Genomic DNA, 23324 nt, shown 5'->3' on the forward strand with positions numbered 1-23324 from the left:
AATATCCTGTTTTTGCGCACATGGAGCATGGTTTATTTCATTTTTTCTATTGCCCCGCACCGGCTCATATTGTGCGTATCCCCGCAATAGTCAGCTCACCGGCCTTTCATCCCTTTCTGATTTTCCTTCTATTCAAAGGCGTCCCCTCGTATGCGTGCTCGAGGACCATGAGCGCGTCGTCGTAATTGATCTCCTCCGGATTATAGATCTTGGCGCCGTCGCCCTGGGCGGTACGCGCTATGTCCGCGAGCTTCTCCTTCGGCACCATCCGCCTCCCCTCGCGGTCGACGATCTCTTTCAGAAAGCGCGCGTGCCGGCCGCCCGTCGCGTCGTGAAGGTCCTGATTGAGCTTTCGAATGTATTCTATGGTCTTCTCCGGGCGCAGTTTTGCCGGAGTCGCCGCGTACACCTCGGGGCCGGCAAGCGCGAACAGCAGTTCGCCGATTTCTTTGGCCCGCTTGTGCATATTGTACTCGAGGCCATATGGCAGGAAAAGACTCATGCACACGCCGTGCGGCACGGCGCAGGCTCCGCCGGTCGCGTGGCCGAGGTTGTGGACCATGCCAACCATCGAGTTTGAAAACGCCATTCCGGCAAGGATCGCTCCGTTTGCCAGGTCGAGCCGTCCCTGCAGGTCGCCCGGCTTCTTTATAACATTCAGGATATTGCCGCTTATAAGACGTATGGCGGTCAGCGCCATCGCGTCGCTCAGCGGATTTTTGGCCAGGCAGTAATACGCCTCGCATGCGTGCGTCATCGCGTCCATGGCGGTCGGTGCCGTAAGAAACGGCGGCAGCGTTTTCGTCATGCGAGAGTCAAGGAGCGCGATATCGGGAAGCAGAAAATACGAGGTAAAGGGTATCTTTACCTTTTTTTTGTGATCGGCTATGACGGCGACAACCGTCACCTCGGAGCCGGTCCCCGATGTGGTCGGTATCGCGATCATCGGCTTTAGCTTCCGCTTGACCGCTCCCGCGCCCTCGTAATCGAGGATATTGGCCCCGCCGAGCGAAACGAGTATGTTCACGCCCTTGGCCGTGTCGAGCACCGAGCCTCCGCCCACAGCGATGATCGAATCGCACTTTCTGGAACGATAGAGCTTCGCCGCCGCGTTGACGATCGTGTACTCGGAATCAGGCGGCACCTCGTCGTAGACCGCGCTGACTTTGGCCTTCGATCCCTTCATCGCGCTGTTTACCATCTTGATGAGGCCGGCCCCCGAAACGCCCCTGTCGGTGATGATCATCGGTCTGGCCACACCGAGGGACGACAGCATTGAAGGTATCTTGTCGAGCGCCCTGTGACCGGCGACCGTTTTTACCCTTGCACAGAATTCATAATAATCTGGAAGAAACATGGCGGACTCCTTTTCGTTCAATTTTTCCGAATCTGCGACATTCTCAGAAACCCAGCAGCGTGCGCGTATAGATCACGATCCTGCCTACGTGCTTACGCACCGGCGATAGCTCCGACCATTTCGGATATCGCTTCACCGCAAGGGAGGCGATCAACTTTGGAAGCAGGTACACCTCCACCAGATCCAGCACCCGGACCACGGCGAGCGCATCGATGAGGTCCCCGTCCACCACGAAACGGTTTCGCGCGAACGCGACCGACGTGGACTCCTGGAAGGTGAAGACCAGGATCGCCGACTCTACGCTCTTGATGCTCATTGTAAGGGGGATCCTCTTACCCTCGGGGTTCCACCCCAGGTACCTGGCCCTGCCCTTCGCGTCGCGTCCCACTATCATCCAGGGCCCGTGCGGATGCACTCCAAGCGCGAACGCGAAACCATCCTTCAAATTCTTAAATTCCTTTTTAACGGTTTCATCCACCCTGCACGCCGCCTGTATCGCCCTGCCGACGACAAAGAGCATGACCGCGATATAGATGCGCTTGATCGTCTTTCTTCCAGGTTTTATCTCGGGATAGCTGTCATAATTCATGATATGCTCCGCTTATAATAGATTTGACGCACGGCTCACTTACCGTTCCATGCCCGGCCGATTACAGCCCTGCACTCTTTTTCCGAAAGTTTCGACGGGCTCGCCTTGACCGCCTCGCGCACCGCCTCGTCCAGCCGCTCCTGTGTCACTCCGAGCTCTTTAAGACTTCCCGGCATCATGCCTCCGAGATCGGCGAACATCCCGTCGATCGCACCGAGGGCTGCCTTCGCGCGGCCGGATACGGGGGCGGCCGAGAACATCTCGGGGCCGGCAAGGGCCAGGCACAACTCCTCGCGTATGCCCTTTTTCTCCGCCAGACGCGCTTTCAGGAGGGCTTGGACAAGAAGCCCCATGCATATACCCGGGTTGATGCCCGTGCCGCCGGCAAGCGCTTCGGCGAGGTGGTGCGCCATTCCCGCCGGCGCGTTCGAGAAGGCGATCGCTCCGAGTGCTGCGGCATTGGCCACGGCGACCGAGCTCTTTTTGTCCGATGGCTTTTTAACCGCCACCGGCAGGTGTTCGCAGAGCAGGCGCAGCGACGCATACGCATACGCGTCGATCATTGGATTCGCCGATACCGATATTGCCGCCTCAAGTGCGTGGGCGAGCGCAATGAGCCCGGAATACAGCGTGGGCCCTGTTTCGGCGGTCGAGGTCATACGGTGATCGATCACCACCACATCGGGAGAAAGGAAATCCGAGATACAGGCCAGGCCGTCGATAAACGCCCTGTTCGCCGCCTCGTTGCCTGAAACCAGCGCCACCGGGACCAGCACCATTGGCTTCAGCTCCCGGGCGATCCGGCCTTCGCCTGCCAGCGTACGGGCGGGTTTTTTTTCAGTCACTTCCATATTCACGCACTTCGCGACGTCCACGAGCGCCCCGCCGCCTATGGCGATGATTGAATCGCATTTTCGCGCCCTGAACAGGCCGGCGAGTTCATTCGCGATACCGGATGTTGATCCGGCGATTGCGCCGTCATACAGTGCCCCTATCACCAGGCTCGAATCGTACAACGCCCTGGTAATCGCGTCCGCCGGCCCCCGGGAACCGGGTCCGCCCTGAATGAGCACAAGGGGCCGCCCGGCGCCATAGCCCTCCATCTCCACGGGAATCTGTTCCAGAGCCCTTTTCCCCGATATCATCTTGGGCCGGCCTAAAAACTCATAAAAATTTGGTGATTGCATGATACGCTCCCTGTAGTGTAATGTTTGCCGCCTTATTCCACTATTTATATTTATATTGGTATAATCGCCGCGTGTGTCATTTATGGCTTTTAAACGACATCCGCACGTTTGCAATAATATTACATTTACCGTAACATGTCAATCCTGATTCCTGAAATGCAAGGACCTGCGCACGAAAGTAATGGCGGCCATGACCGCCCCCGTATGGTACGCATCCGAGGATATCTGGTTGACGCGGCCAAAACGATCGGCGATCATTCATCCGGGCCGTCATATTCGCCGACGGCCCCCATCGAAACCGCCGAACAACGGGGAACGACATGAAATCACTCACCGAGCATCTCGTCTTTACAACGAAGAAAAAAAGGGACTACATCAACATCACCGTGAAGGTTGAAGAGCTGGTAAAAAAGAGCGGAGTTCAGGAGGGATTGTGCCTGGTTAACGCCATGCATATCACCGCCTCTGTCTTCATCAACGACAATGAAAGCGGGCTTATCCAGGACTTCGACGACTTTCTTGAGGGCCTCGCCCCCCACGAACCGATAAGCCGCTACCGCCACAACCGCACCGGCGAGGACAACGGCGACGCGCATATCAAGCGCACCATCATGGGACGCGAGGTGGTGGTCGCGATCACAAAGGGCGGGCTCGACTTCGGTCCGTGGGAGCAGATCTTCTACGGGGAGTTTGACGGACAGCGTCCAAAACGCGTAATGGTCAAGATCATCGGGGAATGACGATGCGCCTGGTCGACGTACACTGCCATCTCGAGAGCGATGTATTCGGCGACCGGCTTGACTCCGTCATCTCCGCGGCGAAAGGCGCCGGGATCGTAAAGCTCATTACCTCGTCAATCGTACCGGAGGAATGGACGCTTTCGGAATCCATCGCCGGCCGGTACGATGAGGTCGAGTTCGCTCTGGGCATCCACCCCTGGTACGGAAAAGAGGAGGACGAGGAGCGTATCGCCGATCTCGCGCACGCTCCCGGGCGGGGCGCCGTCGCCATCGGCGAGATCGGGCTGGACAAAAAGACCCTCGCGATACCCATGGAGCTTCAGAAACGTCTGTTTGTGCGCCAGCTGACCATGGCGCGCGAAATCAATCTCCCCGTAATCGTCCACTGCCGCGGCGCCTTCGACGAACTGCACGTGTATTTAAAAAAGATCGGCTTACCCGCGCGCGGGGGAGTCATCCACTCGTATTCGGGCGGCGTCGAGACCGCCGTGGAATTCATGAAATACGGTTTCAGCTTCTCGTTCGGCGGTGTGCTCACCTACCGCAACAGCAGGAAGAGGGAAGCGGTGCTTGCGGCCATATACCCGGACCATTTCATGCTCGAAACCGACAGTCCGGACATTCCGCCCGTTGAGGCCGGGGACGCACCCAATGTGCCCGCCAACATACTGTACAACCTCAGGGCCGCCGCGGAAATACTCGGTGAAAGTGAGGAGCGCGTCGCCGCGGTGACGACCGCGAACGCCGCGCGTATGTTCGGATTTTCGCTGGATTGAGAAAGCGGGCGGCGGCTCAGGAATTGCCGCTTACTCCCATCGTCGAGAGCATGGCCACCACGTCGAAGGCGCTCATCTCGGTGAACATGATCGGAATTTTTTCCGCGTAGGCCTTCTCGACAAAGTCCGCGCCCGGGCGGATTCCCCCGGCGATTACGATCCCGGCGAGGTCCTTGAGCCCGGCGACCGCCGTAACGTTCGGATGGGACAGGACCGTCACCCACACGTTACCGGCGCTGGAGTTCGCGTTGACGTCGCTCAGAAGGTCCCCCGCGTATCCGCCCGTGACCGCCTTGTCGAGGTCGAGGCCTTCGGTGAGATTTTCAAGATTCGCCCTGTCCATTATTTCCCGGAGGGTTGTGCCCATATCGTCGCTCCTGCCTTCGGAATTTACTATTACGTCTATCTTGAGGACCGTGCCGACGCCCGGCATCGATTTTATGTGCATAATGTCCGCGTTTTTTTTTATATTGGCCAGTCCCATCCCCGCCCCGAAACCCAGTTTTCGAATTTCATCCGAGGCGGTCGAAAAGCCTTCCTGCATAGCCTGGTCGATATCGGCAATCCCCTGGCCCCTGTCCTTGACGACGATACGGACCCTGTCCCCGAGGAAATACAGGAAAAAGTAACCGTAATCGGTGTAACAGGCGATGTTTATCTCCGCCTCGTAGGCAATGATGGCGATCCGCTGGATCACCTGGGACGGATATTCTTTTTCCCTTAGAAAGCGCTTGATCGTGGTCGATGTCCGACCGGCGTTGTGGAAGTCTTTGCCCTTGATGTGATAGAACTGGACCGGATGCATCGGTGGTTCAGTCTACCATAATCCTCGACGCCTTGACTCCCGCGCCGTACAGCCTCCCGCATGATTCGAACATGATACACTTTGTGCGAAGAAGCGGTATCCCCTTCCTCTTGGCGAGCTCCACCGTCTCCATCTGAGGGACCTTGCCTCTTACGAAAACGACGCCGACAAGGTCGAGCACCTCGACGGTCCTGATGACCTGCGGATTGGTGAGCCCGGTGAGGAAGAGCGCGTTTTCCTTGGAATAAGCGAGAACATCGCTAAGCAGGTCCGATGCGAACGCCGTCTCCACTTCGATCTGGTCGATCATTTCCTCGCCGAAGATAACGTCCGCGTTGAGCAATTTTTTAACTTCAGATAGCTTCATTATCAGGCTTTTCCCACTTCGTAATCGACTACCGGTACATTCCGGTGTCCCGCTTTCGATGAGGCCCATTTTCATGTTCCGACCGTGCCCGGACCCACGAAAAATATCCTCTCCGGATTCGTGAGATTTTCCGGCCGCTCAGTTGAATACGATTAATTTACCAGTTTTTCGTCAAGAACTAATTCGTTGACACCGCTATATTCCCAGGACGAATTTCGCGATGGTAAAATAGATGGTAATCCCCCCCATGTCGACGAGAGTTGAAAGCGTCGGACTCGATATCACCGCCGGATCAAGCTTCAGCTTGATCGCGATGATCGGGATCATTGCGCCAAAAACAGTCGACCACAGCACCTGCACCGAGAGTGCTATCGAGATGACGGCGGCAATGCTTCCCAGCTTAAAATGCGGGGGTATGTCGGCCGGGTCCGACAGCAGGAGCACCCGTCCATACGCCAGCGCTCCGAGGCAGACGCAGAGCATGACGCTCACGGCGAACTCCTTCAATATCACCTTGCCGACGTCTTTCGGGAAGAGTTGGTTGAGCGCTATCGCGCGAAGCACAACAGTCGCCGACTGGGAGCCGGTGTTTCCTCCGGTTGAATTGAGAAGCGGCATATAGAAGGTCAGGATGATGAGCTTCTCCAGCGTGTGCTGGAATCCCTCAATTATAAATCCCGAAACCAGTCCGAGAACGGCGAGAATCGCGACCCACACCACGCGTTTCTTGAAGTGTGTGAACGCCGGAATATCGAGATAGGGCCTGTCCTCGACGCTGCCGCTGATGGCCATGAGGCGCTCCATGTCCTCGGTCTGCTCGTCGCGTATAATGTCCATCGCGTCGTCGTGGGTGATTATGCCGACCAGCCGCTCGTTATGATCAACGATCGGAAGCGCGATAAGATCGTATTCGGCGATGAGTCGCGCGGCCTTTTCCTGATCATCGTCGACGCGCGCGAAAATAATGTCGCGCTTCATTACGCTTTCCACGCGCTGGCGGGGCCGCGCCAGAATGAGGTTTCGAAGCGAGATAAAGCCGATGAGTCTCCCGCTGCCGTCGGTGACGTAACTGTAGTAAATTGTTTCCTTGGAAGGGGCTTCCCTGCGAAGCTTCTTGATCGCCAGTTCCACCCGGTCGGTCTCCAGGAGCGTCGCGTAATCGGTGGTCATGATGGCCCCGGCGGTTTCCTCGAGGTACGAGGTCAGCCTGATTACATCGAGCCGCTCGTTTAGCGGAAGGAGAAGGAGCAGCTTGTCGGCCACGCCCTTCTTGAGGTGCTGAAAGAGGTCCGCGCGGTCGTCCGGCGACATCTGCATGAGGAGATCTGCGATATTTTTCTTCGACTCGCCGGAAACGAGCTCAACCTGCACGTCCATGTCGAGATAACTGAAGATCTCCGCGCGCTTGTAGAGCCCGGTGAGATTCAATATCTTCAGTATTTCGTCCGGCCGCAGCAGCGCGAGATATTCGGCGATTTCCCTCTCATGGTGCTCGTCGATGAATTGCTTTAAAATGGCGAAGCGCTTCTTCCTCAAGAGCTCCCTGAGTTCGGGTACCAGGATGGGGTTTTTCATTTCGGTCGCTTCTACTTTTATCCATACGGTACGGCAGGGCGTCAGCTATTGTTGGACAGCAGTTCGTCGAAATAATCAATCGTTTTTTTCAAACCGTCTTCCAGCATCATCGAGGGTCTCCAGCCGATTATTCTTTCGGCCCGGGAGATGTCAGGCCGCCGCCGAACGGGATCGTCCTCGGGAAGGGGCCGGTATTCCAGGCGAGAACGCGAACCCGCAAGTTCGACTATAAGCGCGGCGAGTTCGCCGATGCTGATCTCCTCGGGATTCCCCAGGTTCACCGGGCCGGTAAATCTTTCCCCGTGGTTCATCAGGGCCACCAGGCCCTTAACCATGTCATCGACGTAACAGAAAGACCTGCTCTGCGTACCGTCGCCGTAAACGGTAAGCGCCTCGCCGCGTAGCGCGCCGACGATGAAGTTGCTCACCACGCGTCCGTCGCCCGGATGCATGCGTGGGCCGTAGGTGTTGAAAATGCGCGCAATCCGTATATCGACGGCATTCTGGCGATGGTACTCCACGCAGAGCGCCTCTGCGCACCGCTTGCCCTCGTCGTAACAGGCGCGCGGGCCTATGGGATTTACCCGGCCCCAGTACGACTCCGACTGGGGATGCGATTCGGGGTCCCCGTAAACCTCGCTTGTGGACGCCTGCAGTATCCTCGCCATCACGCGCCTGGCGAGTCCGAGGAGGTTGATGGTGCCGATAACATTCGTCTTGATTGTCTTGACCGGATTGGACTGGTAATGGACCGGTGATGCGGGGCAGGCCAGGTTGTACACCTGGTCGGCCGCGAAATAGAGCGGATGGACGATATCGTGGTGGTGGAGTTCGAACGCGTCGTGGTCCAGGAGGCGCTCGATGTTTCGCTTCGCGCCGGTATGGAAGTTGTCGACGCACAATACGGTGTTTCCCGCCGCGACAAGCGCGTCGCAGAGGTGCGAACCGATAAATCCCGCACCCCCCGCAACGAGGACCCGCCGTCCCGATCCCGCCGGCGCGCCCCGCTCATCCACAAACGCCTGCATGCGCGTCGAGCGGCCTTACGGCCGCCCGATGCAGTAGTAGGTGAAGCCGAGTTCCTTCATCTTGGCCGGGTCGTACTGGTTGCGCCCGTCGAATATCAGCGGCTGTTTTAACAGCGACTTCATCCTGACGTAGTCGGGCCTGCGGAACTGGTTCCATTCCGTAAGAAGGAGCAGCGCATCGGCGCCTTCGAGCGCGTCGTAATAATTGGTCATGTACTCGACGCCCTTCTCGCCAATAATCGATTTCGCCAATTCCATCGCCACCGGGTCGTGGGCCCTGAACTTCGCGCCGCTCTTGCGCAGCTCGCCGATTATATCGATCGCCGGCGCCTCGCGCATGTCGTCCGTCTGCGGCTTGAATGACAGCCCCCATACCGCGAAGGTCTTCCCCTTTATATCGCCGTTGAAATACTGCCTGATCTTATCCGCGAAGAGTAAGCGTTGTTCGCGGTTGATCTCCTCCACCGCCATGAGCACCCTGGCATCGAGGCCGAATTCCTTTGATGTCCGTATGAGCGCCTTCACGTCCTTGGGGAAGCACGATCCGCCGTATCCGAGGCCGGCGTACAAAAACGACATGCCGATGCGCGTGTCCGAACCGATTCCCTGCCGGATGCTTTCGATGTCGGCGCCGCTTATTTCGCAGAGGCGCGAGAGCTCGTTCATGAAGCTTATGCGCGTTGCGAGCATGGCGTTGGCCGCGTACTTGGTGAGCTCGGCCGAGCGCACACCCATGATGAAGACCGGGTGGCCGTTGCGGACGAACGGGGCGTAGAGTTCCTTGATAAGCTCGCCGGTGCGCACGTTGTCGGTGCCGACGATGATGCGGTCGGGCCGCATGAAGTCATCGATGGCCGCACCTTCCTTCAGGAACTCGGGATTGGACACCACATCGAACTCGAGCTCGGCGCGGCCGCGCTTCGTCAGTTCATCGCGCACGGCCTCCCGCACCCTGTCGGCCGTTCCCACGGGGACGGTCGATTTGTTCACTATTATTACGTACTTCTCCATCTTCCTTCCGATATCGCGCGCGACGGCGAGCACGTGCTGCAGGTCGGCCGAACCGTCTTCGTCCGGAGGCGTACCCACCGCTATGAACATGAACAGCGAATCATCGAGCCCCTCTTTAATATCGGTGGTAAATTGGAGCCTCCCTCCGGAATAGTTCCTCCTGACGATCTCCTCGAGGCCGGGTTCGTAGATCGGCAGTATCCCCTTTTTCAAGTTTTCTATTTTCTTTTCATCAATATCGACACAATAGACGTCGTTCCCCATTTCCGCGAAGCAGGCGCCGGTGACGAGACCCACATACCCCGATCCAACAACGGTAACCTTCACAATCTCCTCCTTGAAACGCTAAACGTTTACCTTTGGTCTAAAATAATTTCAGTTTATCCCCGTCCGCAACCCGCCGACGGTGGAATGCTATCTGAAATTAACACGACTAATAGTCAAGACACTTTTAATGACACTGGGGTGTCATACATCTTTACAATAATACCCACGATACCAGCGCACGAACTCGGCTATTCCACGCTCCACCGTCGTCGCCGGGGCGTAATCCGCATCCCTTACAAGATCTCCGATTTCCGCGAAGGTCGTTTTGACGTCGCCGGGCTGCATGGGTAGAAAATTGATTTTCGCTTTTTTACCAAGGGCGCCCTCGATGACTTTTATGAAGTGCATCAGCCTGACCGGACTATTATTTCCGATATTGTAAATCCGGTACGGCGCGCTGCTCGTTCCTGGATCCGGATTTTCGGCGCTCCAGAGCGGATCGCCCGACGGTACCTTCCATACCATTCTGCACACGCATTCGACGATATCGTCGATATAGGTAAAATCGCGCTCCATGTCGCCGTTATTGAACACGTCTATGGGCCGCCCTTCCAGTATCGCTTTGGTAAACAGAAAATACGCCATATCCGGGCGTCCCCATGGTCCGTATACCGTAAAGAAGCGGAGCCCCGTCGTAGGGATGCCGTACAGGTGGGAATAACTATGGGCCAGAAGCTCGTTGGACTTTTTCGTCGCGGCGTAGAGCGAAACCGGGTGGTCCACGTTATGGTGCACCGAAAAGGGCACGCGGGCGTTAAGGCCGTACACCGAACTTGAAGAGGCGTACACCAGGTGCCGGATATCGTGGTTGCGGCAGCATTCAAGAATGCTCAGGAACCCCGAGAGGTTGCTTTCTCCGTAGGAGAGAGGATTGCTGAGGCTGTACCGCACTCCCGCTTGCGCGGCGAGATTCACCACGTATTCGAAACCATGCACCCTAAACAGCGCCGCGAGCGACCCGTAATCGGCGATCGATATCTTTTCAAACACATACGACGGGAAACGGTTCCTCAAAAGCTCATTCCTGCCGTTCTTCAATCCGACATCATAATAATCGTTGAGGTTGTCGATACCGACCACCTCGTGCCCCTCTTCCATCAGCCTGGCCGCTGTGAACGACCCTATGAAACCGGCCGAGCCGGTAACCAGCACTTTCATTTCTTCTCCATTTTCGGTGATTATCCGGGAATTAAGGTGGAGGATGCAAGGAGGACCCGGTATTTTACGACTCGTTCAGGGGACCTTTCCATAATACACAAACTCCGGCCTTTGGATTAGGAAGGATACCGGCGGTGCAAATACGTCAATCCTAAATGCGGGTCTCACTCTACGCTGAATTGCCCGAGCGACTTTATTATACCTTCACGCTTCCGGGCGTAGCGTTCGGTCGTACCGCCGGCTTCGAGAAGATAGATATGTTCCGATGTTACGAAAATCGTGACCGCGTACCGGTACTCCTCCGCGTTATACCAGTACGCGTATTCCGTAAAAGAACCCGCCCAGCCGTTGCGGGCGGTCACCTGCTGAAACGCGATCCGGTGATACCCCCTGTTTTTCAAATGCGCCTCGACCGCCTGCCCCCACATGGCGGCGTCACCGGGCGGGTTGTTCTCGACACGTCGCGCCCTGACCCGCACGCCGTCGGCGCTTATCGCCCGGTAAGAGTCTGCGTCCTTCGTATATACCGCGAAGCCCGCGGGAGCGTCCATCCGGTACTTGACGCCGGCCGGACGGCACCCGGGTATGATGCAAAAGAAAATGAGCACTATCCCGAAAAGGGCGGCGCCGGCCGTTCTCATCGCCACCCCCCGGGGGACACAAGGCCCTCTATCCCGAGGGAATTGACCCAGTCCCAGCGCGAACGAGTGCCCGGAGCGTCTTTTTTCGCGCCCGGCTGGGTATTGATCGAGACCGTCACCTCGGCGAGCGAAACCCTGTCTTCGAGATAGGCGATCCTTCCCTTTATGTTCTCGATTTCCGTTACGACCTTTCCGAGCTCCTTCTCGACCTCGAGCGTCTGCTGAACCTGCGCGTCCTCGAAGATTTTATAGAGGCTCGCCAGGAGCGACTCCTTCGTCTTCAACCTGGTGCGCAGGTCGAGGAGCGACTCGCCCACGTCGGTGCGCTGCAGGCGCTCGTCGCCGATATACCCCGTGTCGAGTATAACGTCGCGTATGCGCTGCACGCGCTCGGCGGGCATGCGTAAAACCACCTTCGCATTGGAGTAAAATTTCACGTACCCGTTGTTTTCCGCGGCGAACGAGCGCAGGCGAGCGATCGCCTTCTCCCTTTCCGCGGCGAACATTCCGTAAAAATATTCCTGCGTGAACGCGCCATTCGCCGCCGGAGCGGGAAACGCATAGAAAACGCACAGCGCGATTATCGCGATCGAACGTTTCATCGCGCGCTCCTCGCCGATTTAATGAACACCTCGACCGCCGCCGCGTGCCGCGCGAAGGCGGCTTCCGATTCGGACACGGCCTCGACCACATAGAGGCTGTCGCCGCCGACAGCAAATGCCACCAGGTACCTCCCGCCGCCGGAAAGCGCGAAAAGGTAGCGCCTGAACGAAAGGCCATGCTGACCCGATATTTCGTCGGATTTTTCGAGCTTGTACATGCGGTTGCGTACGTCGAGCTCGAAGGCCTCGGCCCAGAAGGCGATATCGGCGGGCGGATAGTTTTCGGCCAGACCCAGTCGCATTCCGGTTGTTCCGTCGGGAGCGCTCACGAGGAATGCCGAATCCCCTTCGTAGAAATTCCTTTTCAGCGCGAAGAAACCCGCGGGCGCGTCGAACGAGGTCTTTTTTCCGTTATCGAATATGCTTTTTTTATCCGGGGTCAGGCCGGCGATCCATGGAAATGGAGAGGGAATGAACGAGCGCACCGAGTCTTTTACCCTGGCCCTGAGGCCGAGCGTGATCGTCGAAAAGCGCGCACGACCCGCCAGGTAATTCATCCGCGTAGTCATCATATCGATCTGTTCGGTAAGCCGTTCGATCTCGCGCAGGATTTTTACGCGGTCCTCGACCTTCGTTACGCGTTTCAGGAGCTCGTACATCCGCTCGCGCACCCGCTTCGCCGTGTCGATCCTCAGCGTAATGTCGTTGAATTCCATGGTTACATCGGACGCAGTGACGCTCCGGTCAAGTACATTCCCCAGCTTTTCGGCCCCGGCGAGCGCCTCGTCAAAGCGTTTGACCGGCACCCTGAGGACCACCCTCGCGCCGCCGTAGGAGTCCGAGGTGGTCACCGATTCGATAAAACCCTCGAGGTTTTTTACCATCGCGCCGATCGTGTCGAGCGACTGCTTTATACTCTCGACCTCGATCGAAAAATCGGCCGTATAGACGACCATCCGCTCGCGCGGGGCGGTTTTGTCCTTAACGATTCCTTTAGCTGACGGGGAGGCAAGGTCGTTCCTCTCTTCATCGTCAAGCATGCCGCTGGCGCCTTCTCGTGCATCGTATTCACTGACCGGAGCAAAGGACTCGCCCGCCTTGCCGAGGCTTTTCCTTCCCCGATCGCCGAGCGAGCCGCACGACACGACAATGAATGCCGCAAGTGCGAACGCCGTCAGAACGATGGTTTTATTCTTTAATCGCATATATCCATCAGAAATAAAATGCTGAAAAACTTTCTCCGGCTTCTCATCGGCGGCGGGCGCCCGGATCGCGCATCCGACGTCGCGTATGCGACCGTATCATGATGCGGGACGGAAATCAACCCAATTTTACGGCGCGCGCTGAGACGCTGGTCTCAGATCTGCGTCATCAGGTACATAATACGGCTGGCCTTGTCGCGCGGCATGAGCGAGATGAGGTACGGCGAAATACTCCTGCGCCCCTGTTCCACGGCGTCCGCATCGATGCGCCTGAGCACGTCGACGATGAGGGGCTCCTCCCACTTTATCATGATCTCGACCGCCTCTTCCGGGCGTATGCTCGTCACCTTGCCGGCCAGGTCGCGCACATTGCGTTCGTAGCCCGTGTAGCGTTTCTTCTCGTTCTCCAGTTTTTTCTTTTCGATATCGAGGCCTTTGCGGACATCCTCGATTTTTTCCTTCTCGGACTCCAGGGTTTTCTCGGCCTCGACAATTTTCGCCTCTCTGCGATCGAGGTCTTCCACCCGCTCTAAAAATTTCTGCTTCTCCTTTTCAAACTCCTCGCGCTCGATAAGCGACGGTTCGTCGTCTTTTGCGTCGAGCACCAGCTGGGCCTCCTTTTTGAATACGCCACCCAGCCTCTTTTCCATATCTAAAAGACCGATGTAATCAAGCCAGAAAAGCCCCGCCGCGACTATGAAGATAATGAGCGCGATGAGGTAGACCATTTTCGCCCTGTCGGAAAATTTTCTCATATCAGGCTCCGATTGCTCCCGGCTGTTATTCCTTGTTCCTCAGGTACAGGTTAATCACCCTGTTCACGTATTCGCGTGTCTCATCAAATGGCGGCACACCGTCGTTTCGATCGACCGCGCCTTCGCCGGCATTGTAGGCGGCAAGCGCTTTCTTGTAGTCGCCGTCATATTTTTCAAGCAGGTTCTTTAAAAGTCCGACGCCGGCGTTGATGTTTTCCTCCGGCGAGAACGGGTCGGTAACACCGAGGGAGCCGGCAGTTTCCGGCATAAGCTGCATTAGTCCCCTCGCCCCTTTCGGAGAAACGGCCTTGGGATTATAGGAGCTCTCCGCCTGTATGACCGCGTCGACCAGTCCAGGGGGAATCCCGTTGCGAAGGGCGGCGGCTTTCGCGATGTCGCGCAATTCCGGAACGGTCATCGGTTTCGCGGGCAAAGCCGCGGTTTTCCCCGGGGCCTTGTCGGCGCCTTTCCCATCACCGGCAAGCCGTTCCAGCTGACGTTGAAAATCCTGTTGCTGAACCGGAGCTTGCCTTCGATTCATCAGTCCGAAACGCTTCCTGATTTCGGTTATCCTGCCCATGACCGCGTACATGTCTTCTATCATGCCTCGCTCCCCAGCGTCATCTCCTCGATTCTCCTCTTCACGAATATATTCTGGTTGGTATCGTCGTTTTCTTTCGCGATCTCGCGGTTATACTCGAACATGAACTCGTCCCAGTGGCGCTGCTTCAGCTTTTCCACCACCTTGCGCTCCCTTGAGGCCTCGACCAGCCTGTCGCGAATTTTCCGGATCTCGGGCTCCATGGCGTCGATGCGCTCCTGCTGATCGCGTATTACCTTGTAAGCGAAATCTATGTACCGCTCGAATGACGAGGCCGCTGAATACGAATAACGCCCGCCCTTAACGAGTTCGGCGAACTTGATATGCTGCTCCTCGATGCTGTTCCTGTACTGGTCCTGCTTCCGGCGCTCCCTGTTCTGAACCGTCAGGACCGCGGCCATCTCGTTTTTTATGCCCTTCTCCTTCGCTTCGCGAATGTCGAGGAGCCGCTGGAGGCGGAATTTGAACTTTTTCATCTTCGACCGCTCCCCTATTTACGCATGCGCGCGAAGTATGGCGTCGATGTGACATAATCCCTGGCGGCGCCTTCGCGCGCGCCTTCCTTCTTCTTGCGAAACATCGATTCGAGTTTCGCCACGATCGACTCGTAGGTATCGCGTTCGTACATTCCCTGTTTTAAAAACGCGTCTATGGCGGGCTTCATCTCGATCGCCCTGTCGATGACCGGATTCGAACCCCGCGCGTACGCGCCGAGGTTGATGAGGTCCTCGGCCCCGGCGTAGGCCGCCATGATCTCCCGCATTTCGGCCGAGGACTTCGCGTGTTCATCATTCACCACGTCCTTCATGCATCTCGATATGGACCCCAGCACGTCGATCGCCGGGTAGTGCCCTTTGTGCGCGAGCTTTCTGTCGAGTACTATATGGCCGTCCAGGACCCCCCGCACCGCGTCCGCGATCGGTTCGTTCATGTCGTCGGCCTCGACGAGAATGGAGTATATTCCGGTTATGCTGCCCGAACCCTCGCGCGTCCCGGAACGCTCCAGCAGGCGCGGCAGGAGTGAGAAGACCGACGGCGGGAATCCGCGCGTGGCCGAAGGCTCGCCCGCGGCGAGGCCAACCTCGCGCTGAGCGAGCGCGAAGCGCGTCACGGAGTCCATCATGAGGTTTACGTCCTTGCCCTGGTCGCGGAAGTACTCGGCTATGGCGTGCGCCATAAACGCGCCGCGAATCCTGAGCATCGGCGGCTGGTCGGATGTGGCCACCACGACCACCGAGCGTCGCAGGCCTTCCGGCCCCAGCTCCTTCTCGACGAAATCGCGTACTTCGCGGCCGCGCTCGCCGATCAACGCGATGACGTTTACGTCGGCGTTTGTGAAGCGTGCTATCATCGCCAGAATCGTGGATTTTCCGACACCCGAGCCCGAGAAAATGCCGATACGCTGTCCCTTGGCGATGGTATTCAGTCCGTCGATGGCGCGAATGCCCACCGAAAGCGGCTCGGTGATCAGCCTTCTCTCAAGCGGATTAAGCGGCTTCCCCTCTACGGGATAACGCACTCCGGTGAATATCTCGCCGCGACCGTCGAGGGGCTTGCCGAGCCCCGAGATCACACGACCCAGCAACTGGTCGCCGACCGGTACCGTAAGGGATGAGCCGGCCGCGATGACCTCCGCGCCCGGAACAACCCCTTTCATGTCGCCGATAGGCATAAGTATGACCTTGCTGCGGTTGAAGCCGACAACCTCGGCATAGAGGTAATTTCCCTCGCCAAGACGGATGCGGCACATTTCTCCGTATTTAACGGCGGGTCCCGCGGACTCTATGGTGAGGCCGACAATACGCTCCACCTTTCCGGTAAACTGGACTACGTTGACTTCGTCGATTATGGTCTTGTACTTCGAGAGGACATCGACGTGTTCGTGGGGTAGAATCCTTATCATGGCCTGTCACCGCTACAGCGCGCTCGCGTTGCGGATGGCCTCCTCGATAGTGTCCAGCTGTGTCGAAACCCGCGCGTCGATCGCCCCCACGTCGGTCTCTATGATGCAGCCTCCGCGGTCCACCCTTGAATCTTCGTAGATGTTGACTTTCTTCAGCGATTCCATCATCTTTATCAGCTCGTCCTTATGGGCCGTGGTCATGTCGAGGTCGGCGAAGTTCACGCGGATGTCGATGCGGTCGCGGTCTTTTACGCGCTTGATCCCCTCGCGGATGTTGTTGATCACCACCTCGCGCCGCTCCACTATTTCGTCCTTGATGACCTTTCGCGCAATCATCAGGATCATCTCGGTCATGAGCTTTTCGGAGGAGCGGATGATGTCGTCGCGAATGTCCACGGCCGTCGAGACGATGGTGCCGAGCCGGTCGATCAGGCGCATCACCTCGGCCTGTCCTTCCTTGTAGCCCACCTCCCGCCCCGCCTCGTATCCCTTCTTGTACGCCTCGTGCTCGATCTCGGAAACCTTGAGTTCGGCGTCCTTGATCATCTTCTCGGCCTCGAACTTGCCCCGCTCAACCTCGCGCTCGGACTCCTTCTGGAAGCGCTCCAACTCAAGCTTTATCTGCTCGCGCGCCTGCTGCAGTTCGCGAAACGCCGCGGCCTTGCCCTCTTCCTCGATCTTGCCCACACGTCCGCGCGCCTCGTCCTGCATGCGGCGCACTTCCTCCTCGGTCTCGCGCCGGTAGCGCTCGAGCTCGGCCTCCATCTCCTCTATCGACGGCCCCTGGTAAACATCGACGGGGTTTCCCGCCTCGTCGACCTCGAACTCCTTATATTCCTCGTCGGAAATGATGTTCTTCTGATATTTTTCCGGAAGCTCGATCTGTTTCGGAATGCCGGTAACGACCACCTCGGTCGGCTTGAAAACCAGTTTAGACAACGAGTTCCTCCTCGCCGGCGCGCGCGACTATGATATCGCCGGCTTCCTCGAGTTTTCGTATGATGTTCACGATCTTCTGCTGGGACTCCTCGACGTCACGCAGCCGTATCGGCCCCATGAAGTCCATGTCCTCCCTGAGGAGCGAGGACGCGCGCTTGGACATGTTGCGGAAAATCTTTTCCTGAACCTCGGTATCCACGCCCTTGAGCGCCTTGGCGAGGTCCTGGGTATCGACCTCCCGAAGCACCTTCTGTATCGAGCGGTCGTCGAGCAGCACGATGTCCTCGAAGACGAACATCCGCTTCTTTATTTCCTCGGCGAGCTCCGGGTCCTCCTCCTCGAGCGCCTCGATGATGATCTTTTCCGTTCCGCGGTCCACCTGGTTGAGCACCTCGACGATGGCGTCGATGCCGCCGGCCGACGTATAGTCCTCCGATGCCAGCGTCGAAAGCTTTCGCTCGAGCACGCGTTCCACCTCGCGCAGCACGTCCGGCGAGGTGCGGTCCATCGTGGCGATGCGCTTTGCGACGTCGGCCTGTATCTGGTGGCTGAGACCCGAAAGAATCTGGGCCGCCTTGGCCGCGTCGAGATAAGCGAGTATAAGGGCGATCGTCTGGGGATGCTCCCCCTGTATAAAGTTAAGGAGGTGGGACGGGTCCGTTCGGCGGATGAAGTCGAAGGGACGCACCTGCAGGCTCGAGGTGAGCCTGTTGACGATATCGATGGCCTTCTGGGTCCCCAGGGCCCGCTCCAGCACCTCGCGGGCGTAGTCGATGCCGCCGGTGGCGATGAAGTCCTGCGCCATCATCATCTCCTGGAATTCCATGAGCACCTTGTCCTTGTCCTCGGGCTCGATCCTGTCGAGCCGGGCGATCTCGAAGGTGAGCTGCTCTATCTCGTCCTCGCGGAGATGCTTGAATATCTCGGACGACACCTCCGAGCCCAGGGACACAAGGAAAATGGCGGCCTTCTGCCGCCCGGTCAGCTGGGATTTTTTCGATTGAAGCATCTCTCTCCCTCCGTACGCCCTCCCCGCACCGGGGAGAGGTTCCGTCCTTTCGCGTCACCGGTTAATTAAAGTACATCTTTATGCGGGCGGGCGTCAATTTAAATATATCGCCCGCCCGTCCCGTTTCCTCACTCCTCGGCAAGCCAGGTCCGCAATAACTGCGCCACGTCGTCGGGCCGTTCGCGGGCCAGGCTGACGGCGTTGGTCTGGAGCTCGAGGCGCGCCCTTTCCTCAAGCGAAAGCTCCACGTCGATGCCCTCCTCCTCGGCGGCGCGCAGCGCCGCCTCGCGCATGCGCTGCTGCTCGAGCGCCAGCTGCTCCTCGCGGATCCGCCTGCGCCGCGCGAGCTCCTTGTTGATGGCGCGGAAGAGCACCATGCCCAGGAAGAGCGCGAATACGCCGATGAGGCTGGCGAGGAGTATGCGTTTTAACTGCTCCTTGCGCTGAAATTCTTCGCGGACGCGGTTCCAGTCCTTGGTCCGGTCGAACATGATGTTCTCGACGGCGACCTGGTCCCCGCGCGCGGCGTCATAGTTTATGGACTTCTTGACGATATTTTCGGCCTGCTTAAGCTCGTCCGGGGTCAGCGAGACCTGGACCGGCTTCTTTGTCGGATCGAGGTCATAGTCGCCCTCGGACGTTCTGGGCAGGTCCTGAAATCCATCGATCGCGATCGCCACCGAAACGCCGGTCACGTCAAAGGGATCGCGCTGGATCTTCTTCATGGACTTGTTTACGGCATGATTGCGTATGTTTTCTTCCTTATCGTACTTTGCGAACTGGTCGTCGCTCGCCTTGTATCCGGGAGGTTTGTTACCCTCCGTTCCGGCCGGCCCCTCGGGATTCCAGCCGTGGCCCTGAAAATGCTCCTTCGCGGTCTTCTCAGAAACGACAAGCGAGTCTTTTACCCTGCGCTCGGAGTATGGGGTTTCAGGATTGTCGGGTTCCATCTCGATCGGGGTATACTCTTCCTTCTCTTCGGAAACCTTGTCCCAGTTGAAATCCATATTAAGGCGAACTATCTGTATGCGATCCGGGGTGTACACCCGCTCCAGTCCCCTGCGTATGTCGTGCAGAAGGTGCACGCGGGCCTTTTCTTCTATTTTTTTTCGGTATTCAAGGAGGGTGTACTCCTCCTTGGCTTTATCGAATTCGTTGTCGAAGTCTGAAATGATCTTGCCGTATTCGTCGGTAACCACCACGTTTTCGGGCTTGAGCTTCCCCCCCACGGCGCGCGACACCAGGTACATTATCCCATTGATTTCCTTTTTGCTGAGCTTGTCATAGCCCGGAGCCAGGTAAACCGTTACCGCGGCCGTATAGGGATTATCCTTCTCTGTAAAAAGCTCTTCCTCGGTGATGGCGATCTCGACATCGGCCTTTTCGATGTTCGTGAGGGATTCGATGTGCCGCTTGATCTCGTCCCTGAGCGCCCGCATGAACTTGACGTCGATCTCGCGGTCGGTCTCGGTCCACTTCGAAATATCGAACAGCTTCCAGCCGGGTATGCCCTTGGGTATCATGTTCTCCTGCGCGAGTCGGGTCATGATAAGTTCGCGCTGTTCGGGTCGTACGAATATCGAAGTCGTCCCGCTGGTGTTATAAGTAAAGTTCATCTCATCGAGCTTCTTGGTGACCTGGCCGAAATCTGCCGATGGCAGGTCGGCGAAGAGCAGAACATTCGCTTTTTCGGTCGAAACCGAGAAGAGCACGATGAACGCGACAAACATCACACCCAGCACGGACGCGATGATTATCTTCTTCGTGCGGTCGAGCTTTTCGTAAATCTCCTTAAGCTGCCCCAGGAGCTTGCTCAGGAATTCCACCGTTACCCCCCTCTCTCCTGACTGGGTACGTCACACTATTAACACCACGGGATCAGGAAATTTGATTTTTTTGCGCACGGCGCGCGCCCCAACCCTCGTTCCGGGGGCCCTTTCCCTTCCGCCGGCTGCGGTGGAAAAAGCCTCCCGAATACTTCCGGTTATTGCGGCACGTCCCGTTCCTAAGGCGACATAATGCAGCTATCACATACAAAAAAAATTGTAAACAAAAAAATCAATTAATTTCCAAAAAAATTCAATTAATTTCCTCCCCTCGTTTTATGACATTCCCGGCCCGGTCCGGTGTTCCCGTTCCGGACCGGGTGTTTTCGCGATTATCTCAGGTTCATCAGCTCCCTGTACGACCGTATGGCCTCGTCGCGAACGGCCTTTGTAAACGTAAGCGCCAGCTCCGCTTTCTGCGTTGCGATCATCACCGTGTGAATATCCACCGACCCGGGCTCATGGATCATCTTCTGGCTCAGGTCCTCGGCGTCAATCTGCAGGTCGTTCAGCTTGTTCACCGCCGACTTGAGCATATCGGCAAAGGAACCCGCCACGTCGTCATCGGGTTTCAGGGCCTGGAAGCCGTCCATGTGCAGCGGATTCGTGGTCTTGAGCCCTACCAGGTGCCCGGTAAACGTCGTATCGATCGTATTCATGCCGTAGTGGTCCTCTCGTTTTTTTCGCTTCGGAGGTCGAATATCACGTTACACCACGCGTCCGCGTTTCCACTTCCCGTGCGGGCCACCCGGCGCAGGCTATTTATCTGCGAAAGCTCATGCGTTATATTGATCTCCATCTTTCCCGACTGTTCCCTCATCATACACGTCCTCCTTTAAGCTCCTGTTCTTCCGATCTCGAGCGCCTTCATATACATCGACCGGGCGTTGTTGACCATCGTCACATTGGCCTCGTACGAGCGCGACGCCGAGATCAGGTCGGTCATCTCCATTACGATATTGACGTTGGGCATCTCGACATACCCCCTTTTCGGGCCTATCTTGATGGCGTCGGGGTGGGTCGGATCGTACGACAGCCTGAACGGCTCCGCGTCCTGCTCGATTTTCACCACCCGGACCCCCTGCCCCGCCCCGTGCTCGATTCGCGACGGCACCAGCGGCGATTTATAGAACGGACGGATATTCACCGGCGCGAAGATGGCGCGCTGGCGTTTGTACGGCCCGCCTTCCGGCGTCCGCGTCGTCGTGGCGTTCGCCACGTTGCTCGAAATGACGTCCATACGCAGGCGCTGGGCGGTAAGCCCGGTCGACGAAATATTGAAAGCATCAAACATTCCCATGGTCATCTACTCCTTATGCGGGCCTCATGACAAGCTTCAGGACCTTGTAATTCTGATTAAGCACATTGACGTACGCGTTATATCGCATCTGGGTCTTCGCGGCGTCCACCGTTTCCTTCTCTATGTCCACGTTGTTTCCGTCGTTCCTGAGGGTTGTGGAATAGTCGAGGTTGATCCTCGGCCGCACGCCGCGCACATCCCTCTCCACGTAAAAAGGAATGTGCCGCTCGTCGGTCATTTTGGCCTGGAACCTGTTGGACGGATCGGCCTTCTCCCTGATAACGCGCCGAAGCTCGCTTTCGAAGTTCACCTCGCTCCGCTTGAAATGCGGCACGTCCACATTGGCGATGTTGTTGGCGATAACGTTCCTCCGGGTGGACTCGACATCGAGCCCCCGCTCGAGGAGGTAATTCGTCTGCATCATCCTGCTGCGCTCGAACATTCCGCCGCACTCCTGAAAATGAGATTCCTCTGCTTACCCATAACATCGGAATATTTTACTTTTTTTTGAGCGTTTTTATGGCCTGGAGACATAATTTTTTTGTGCGGGATGGATGCGGCGGCGGTGAATACCGGCGCGGCAGGCCCTCTATTCCGGGCAGCGGATTCCGGTACAAAGAACCCGGCATGGAGCGTGTTTATGGCAGAGCAATTGAGCTATTACTCGAAGATGGTGATGCAGGAGTTCCGGGATTATTATGGAGAACAACTGCACCCCGGCGTCACGATGAACGTGCTTATTATCCGCGATCTCGTTTTGCGAAACCATAGGGAGGCGGTTTTCAACGAGCTCCTCGAAGACTTCGAATACCTCGAAATACTTCCCGCCTTCCCCGGGAAACTCATCCTCACGCAGATCGGCTTTCATTATTTATTGAATTGCCGCACCGGAACGCTAAACTGATCCTTACTACGACCGTATTAACACCACCGAAAGGCCCTTATATGAAAGCGGGGAAATACGAGCTTATATATGAATTCGTTCATTGCAAGGGGACATCCACGCATGTAGCCGGGTTCGCGGAAACCGAAACCGAGGCCCGGGAATGGGTGCGCCTGCAGCAGGGCAGGCTCCAGGCCGGCGGCAAAAGCGAATTCAGGGACGATGGATTTGAATGCCCCGCCACCGTCTGCCCGCTCAAGATCGGCCTGCCCTCGTTCCAGTACAGGGAGGCGCGCCGAGCCTCTGATCCCGGCGGCACGAGCGACGGCCCGTGATGAGCGATTCAAGTTCGGACTATTTCAGAACGATCGTTTTTCTCTGCGGGGACATCCTTGATGAGATCGACGACGTGGGCGAACTCTCCGGGGAGAACCGGCATATGAGGGGGATCGTCGATTCGCTCCTCGAAACCGATGCATACGGCATCCAGCATGTACTGGCACTGGAGGGCGGCCTGGGACGCTATCAATCGAAACTGACTTCGCTTTTTGCCAGGTATCCCGACGTCGTCTTCGTCGACACCCTGCTTCGCAGGATAACAAGCCTGCGCGAGATGTGCGTAAACTGCGTGGATTCTTTCCGATAGCCGCGTGCGACGTTCAGGGCCGCGGGACGAATTTTATCACCCGGCAGTGCACGGTGAGCCTGTTTTCCTTCGGCGAATAATTGAACGCGGCCCCGTC

Annotated in this window: 28 protein-coding genes; 5 read left to right on the forward strand and 23 right to left on the reverse strand. The window is 57.3% G+C overall.

What is annotated here, in order from left to right; genetic code table 11:
* Window positions 1-106: 106 nt before the first annotated feature.
* The 3 genes from VLM75_15535 to VLM75_15545 are packed head-to-tail and all read right to left on the reverse strand — an operon-like array spanning window position 107 to window position 3133.
* Complete coding sequence (locus tag VLM75_15535) at window positions 107-1357, reverse strand: iron-containing alcohol dehydrogenase (GenBank protein HSV98332.1); 1251 nt, start codon at window positions 1355-1357, stop codon at window positions 107-109.
* A gap of 43 nt (window positions 1358-1400) precedes the next feature.
* Window positions 1401-1946, reverse strand: a complete 546-nt coding sequence (locus VLM75_15540; GenBank protein HSV98333.1) for a hypothetical protein — start codon at window positions 1944-1946, stop codon at window positions 1401-1403.
* A 35-nt stretch (window positions 1947-1981) separates the two neighbouring features.
* Entirely contained in the window at window positions 1982-3133 is a 1152-nt protein-coding gene (locus VLM75_15545) for an iron-containing alcohol dehydrogenase (GenBank protein ID HSV98334.1), read from the reverse strand.
* A 320-nt stretch (window positions 3134-3453) separates the two neighbouring features.
* Between VLM75_15545 and VLM75_15550 the strand changes: the two genes are divergently transcribed.
* Together VLM75_15550 and VLM75_15555 are read left to right on the forward strand one after the other, a co-directional pair.
* Window positions 3454-3873 (forward strand): secondary thiamine-phosphate synthase enzyme YjbQ, encoded by a 420-nt coding sequence (locus tag VLM75_15550; protein ID HSV98335.1) that lies wholly within the window; start codon window positions 3454-3456, stop codon window positions 3871-3873.
* 2 nt (window positions 3874-3875) lie between these two features.
* Window positions 3876-4649, forward strand: a complete 774-nt coding sequence (locus VLM75_15555; protein HSV98336.1) for a TatD family hydrolase — start codon at window positions 3876-3878, stop codon at window positions 4647-4649.
* A 16-nt stretch (window positions 4650-4665) separates the two neighbouring features.
* Here the strand turns inward: VLM75_15555 and VLM75_15560 are convergent, their stop codons facing one another.
* From VLM75_15560 to flgB, 20 genes are all read right to left on the reverse strand, one after another.
* Window positions 4666-5454, reverse strand: coding sequence for an ATP-binding protein (locus VLM75_15560; protein HSV98337.1), 789 nt, complete (start codon window positions 5452-5454; stop codon window positions 4666-4668).
* A 7-nt stretch (window positions 5455-5461) separates the two neighbouring features.
* The gene (locus VLM75_15565; GenBank protein ID HSV98338.1) at window positions 5462-5821 is read right to left on the reverse strand and encodes a hypothetical protein; all 360 of its coding nucleotides are present in this window, start codon (window positions 5819-5821) and stop codon (window positions 5462-5464) included.
* A 195-nt stretch (window positions 5822-6016) separates the two neighbouring features.
* A complete protein-coding gene (mgtE, locus tag VLM75_15570; protein ID HSV98339.1) occupies window positions 6017-7396 on the reverse strand; it encodes a magnesium transporter in 1380 nt (459 codons plus the stop codon).
* A gap of 41 nt (window positions 7397-7437) precedes the next feature.
* Entirely contained in the window at window positions 7438-8412 is a 975-nt protein-coding gene (locus VLM75_15575) for a UDP-glucuronic acid decarboxylase family protein (GenBank protein HSV98340.1), read from the reverse strand.
* Between the two features lie 27 nt (window positions 8413-8439).
* Window positions 8440-9762, reverse strand: coding sequence for a UDP-glucose/GDP-mannose dehydrogenase family protein (locus VLM75_15580; GenBank protein HSV98341.1), 1323 nt, complete (start codon window positions 9760-9762; stop codon window positions 8440-8442).
* Between the two features lie 141 nt (window positions 9763-9903).
* Window positions 9904-10920, reverse strand: a complete 1017-nt coding sequence (locus VLM75_15585) for an NAD-dependent epimerase (protein ID HSV98342.1) — start codon at window positions 10918-10920, stop codon at window positions 9904-9906.
* A 164-nt stretch (window positions 10921-11084) separates the two neighbouring features.
* Window positions 11085-11561 carry a hypothetical protein gene (locus VLM75_15590; protein HSV98343.1) on the reverse strand — a complete coding sequence of 159 codons (477 nt, stop codon included), beginning with the start codon at window positions 11559-11561 and terminating at the stop codon, window positions 11085-11087.
* Complete coding sequence (locus VLM75_15595) at window positions 11558-12163, reverse strand: DUF4349 domain-containing protein (GenBank protein HSV98344.1); 606 nt, start codon at window positions 12161-12163, stop codon at window positions 11558-11560. The genes VLM75_15590 and VLM75_15595 overlap by 4 nt, the downstream gene beginning before the upstream one ends.
* Window positions 12160-13368, reverse strand: coding sequence for a DUF4349 domain-containing protein (locus VLM75_15600; protein HSV98345.1), 1209 nt, complete (start codon window positions 13366-13368; stop codon window positions 12160-12162). Before VLM75_15600 ends, VLM75_15595 begins: the two co-directional genes overlap by 4 nt.
* 152 nt (window positions 13369-13520) lie before the next feature.
* Window positions 13521-14120 carry a hypothetical protein gene (locus VLM75_15605; protein HSV98346.1) on the reverse strand — a complete coding sequence of 200 codons (600 nt, stop codon included), beginning with the start codon at window positions 14118-14120 and terminating at the stop codon, window positions 13521-13523.
* 25 nt (window positions 14121-14145) lie between these two features.
* A complete protein-coding gene (locus VLM75_15610) occupies window positions 14146-14724 on the reverse strand; it encodes a lytic transglycosylase domain-containing protein (protein ID HSV98347.1) in 579 nt (192 codons plus the stop codon).
* Window positions 14721-15197 carry a flagellar export protein FliJ gene (gene fliJ / locus VLM75_15615; GenBank protein HSV98348.1) on the reverse strand — a complete coding sequence of 159 codons (477 nt, stop codon included), beginning with the start codon at window positions 15195-15197 and terminating at the stop codon, window positions 14721-14723. Before fliJ ends, VLM75_15610 begins: the two co-directional genes overlap by 4 nt.
* Window positions 15198-15211: 14 nt before the next feature.
* Entirely contained in the window at window positions 15212-16624 is a 1413-nt protein-coding gene (fliI, locus tag VLM75_15620) for a flagellar protein export ATPase FliI (GenBank protein ID HSV98349.1), read from the reverse strand.
* A gap of 12 nt (window positions 16625-16636) precedes the next feature.
* The gene (gene fliH, locus VLM75_15625) at window positions 16637-17563 is read right to left on the reverse strand and encodes a flagellar assembly protein FliH (GenBank protein ID HSV98350.1); all 927 of its coding nucleotides are present in this window, start codon (window positions 17561-17563) and stop codon (window positions 16637-16639) included.
* Window positions 17556-18572: a flagellar motor switch protein FliG gene (gene fliG / locus VLM75_15630; protein ID HSV98351.1), complete on the reverse strand. Its 1017-nt coding sequence runs from the start codon at window positions 18570-18572 to the stop codon at window positions 17556-17558. The genes fliH and fliG overlap by 8 nt, the downstream gene beginning before the upstream one ends.
* 128 nt (window positions 18573-18700) lie before the next feature.
* Entirely contained in the window at window positions 18701-20398 is a 1698-nt protein-coding gene (gene fliF, locus VLM75_15635; GenBank protein ID HSV98352.1) for a flagellar basal-body MS-ring/collar protein FliF, read from the reverse strand.
* Between the two features lie 332 nt (window positions 20399-20730).
* On the reverse strand, window positions 20731-21057 hold the full coding sequence (fliE, locus tag VLM75_15640) for a flagellar hook-basal body complex protein FliE (protein HSV98353.1): 327 nt from the start codon (window positions 21055-21057) through the stop codon (window positions 20731-20733).
* Window positions 21054-21221 (reverse strand): hypothetical protein, encoded by a 168-nt coding sequence (locus VLM75_15645; GenBank protein HSV98354.1) that lies wholly within the window; start codon window positions 21219-21221, stop codon window positions 21054-21056. Before VLM75_15645 ends, fliE begins: the two co-directional genes overlap by 4 nt.
* Before the next feature lie 12 nt (window positions 21222-21233).
* Window positions 21234-21698, reverse strand: a complete 465-nt coding sequence (gene flgC, locus VLM75_15650) for a flagellar basal body rod protein FlgC (GenBank protein ID HSV98355.1) — start codon at window positions 21696-21698, stop codon at window positions 21234-21236.
* Between the two features lie 13 nt (window positions 21699-21711).
* Window positions 21712-22140 (reverse strand): flagellar basal body rod protein FlgB, encoded by a 429-nt coding sequence (flgB, locus tag VLM75_15655; protein HSV98356.1) that lies wholly within the window; start codon window positions 22138-22140, stop codon window positions 21712-21714.
* 198 nt (window positions 22141-22338) lie between these two features.
* Between flgB and VLM75_15660 the strand changes: the two genes are divergently transcribed.
* Genes VLM75_15660 through VLM75_15670 form a run of 3 tightly spaced genes read left to right on the forward strand, consistent with a single transcriptional unit; the run spans window position 22339 to window position 23227 of the window.
* Window positions 22339-22602 (forward strand): hypothetical protein, encoded by a 264-nt coding sequence (locus VLM75_15660; GenBank protein ID HSV98357.1) that lies wholly within the window; start codon window positions 22339-22341, stop codon window positions 22600-22602.
* Between the two features lie 41 nt (window positions 22603-22643).
* Window positions 22644-22916: a hypothetical protein gene (locus tag VLM75_15665; GenBank protein HSV98358.1), complete on the forward strand. Its 273-nt coding sequence runs from the start codon at window positions 22644-22646 to the stop codon at window positions 22914-22916.
* The gene (locus VLM75_15670) at window positions 22916-23227 is read left to right on the forward strand and encodes a hypothetical protein (GenBank protein ID HSV98359.1); all 312 of its coding nucleotides are present in this window, start codon (window positions 22916-22918) and stop codon (window positions 23225-23227) included. The genes VLM75_15665 and VLM75_15670 overlap by 1 nt, the downstream gene beginning before the upstream one ends.
* Window positions 23228-23324: the final 97 nt, after the last annotated feature.

The organism is Spirochaetota bacterium (genome assembly GCA_035477215.1).
GTDB lineage: Bacteria > Spirochaetota > UBA4802 > UBA4802 > UBA5368 > MVZN01.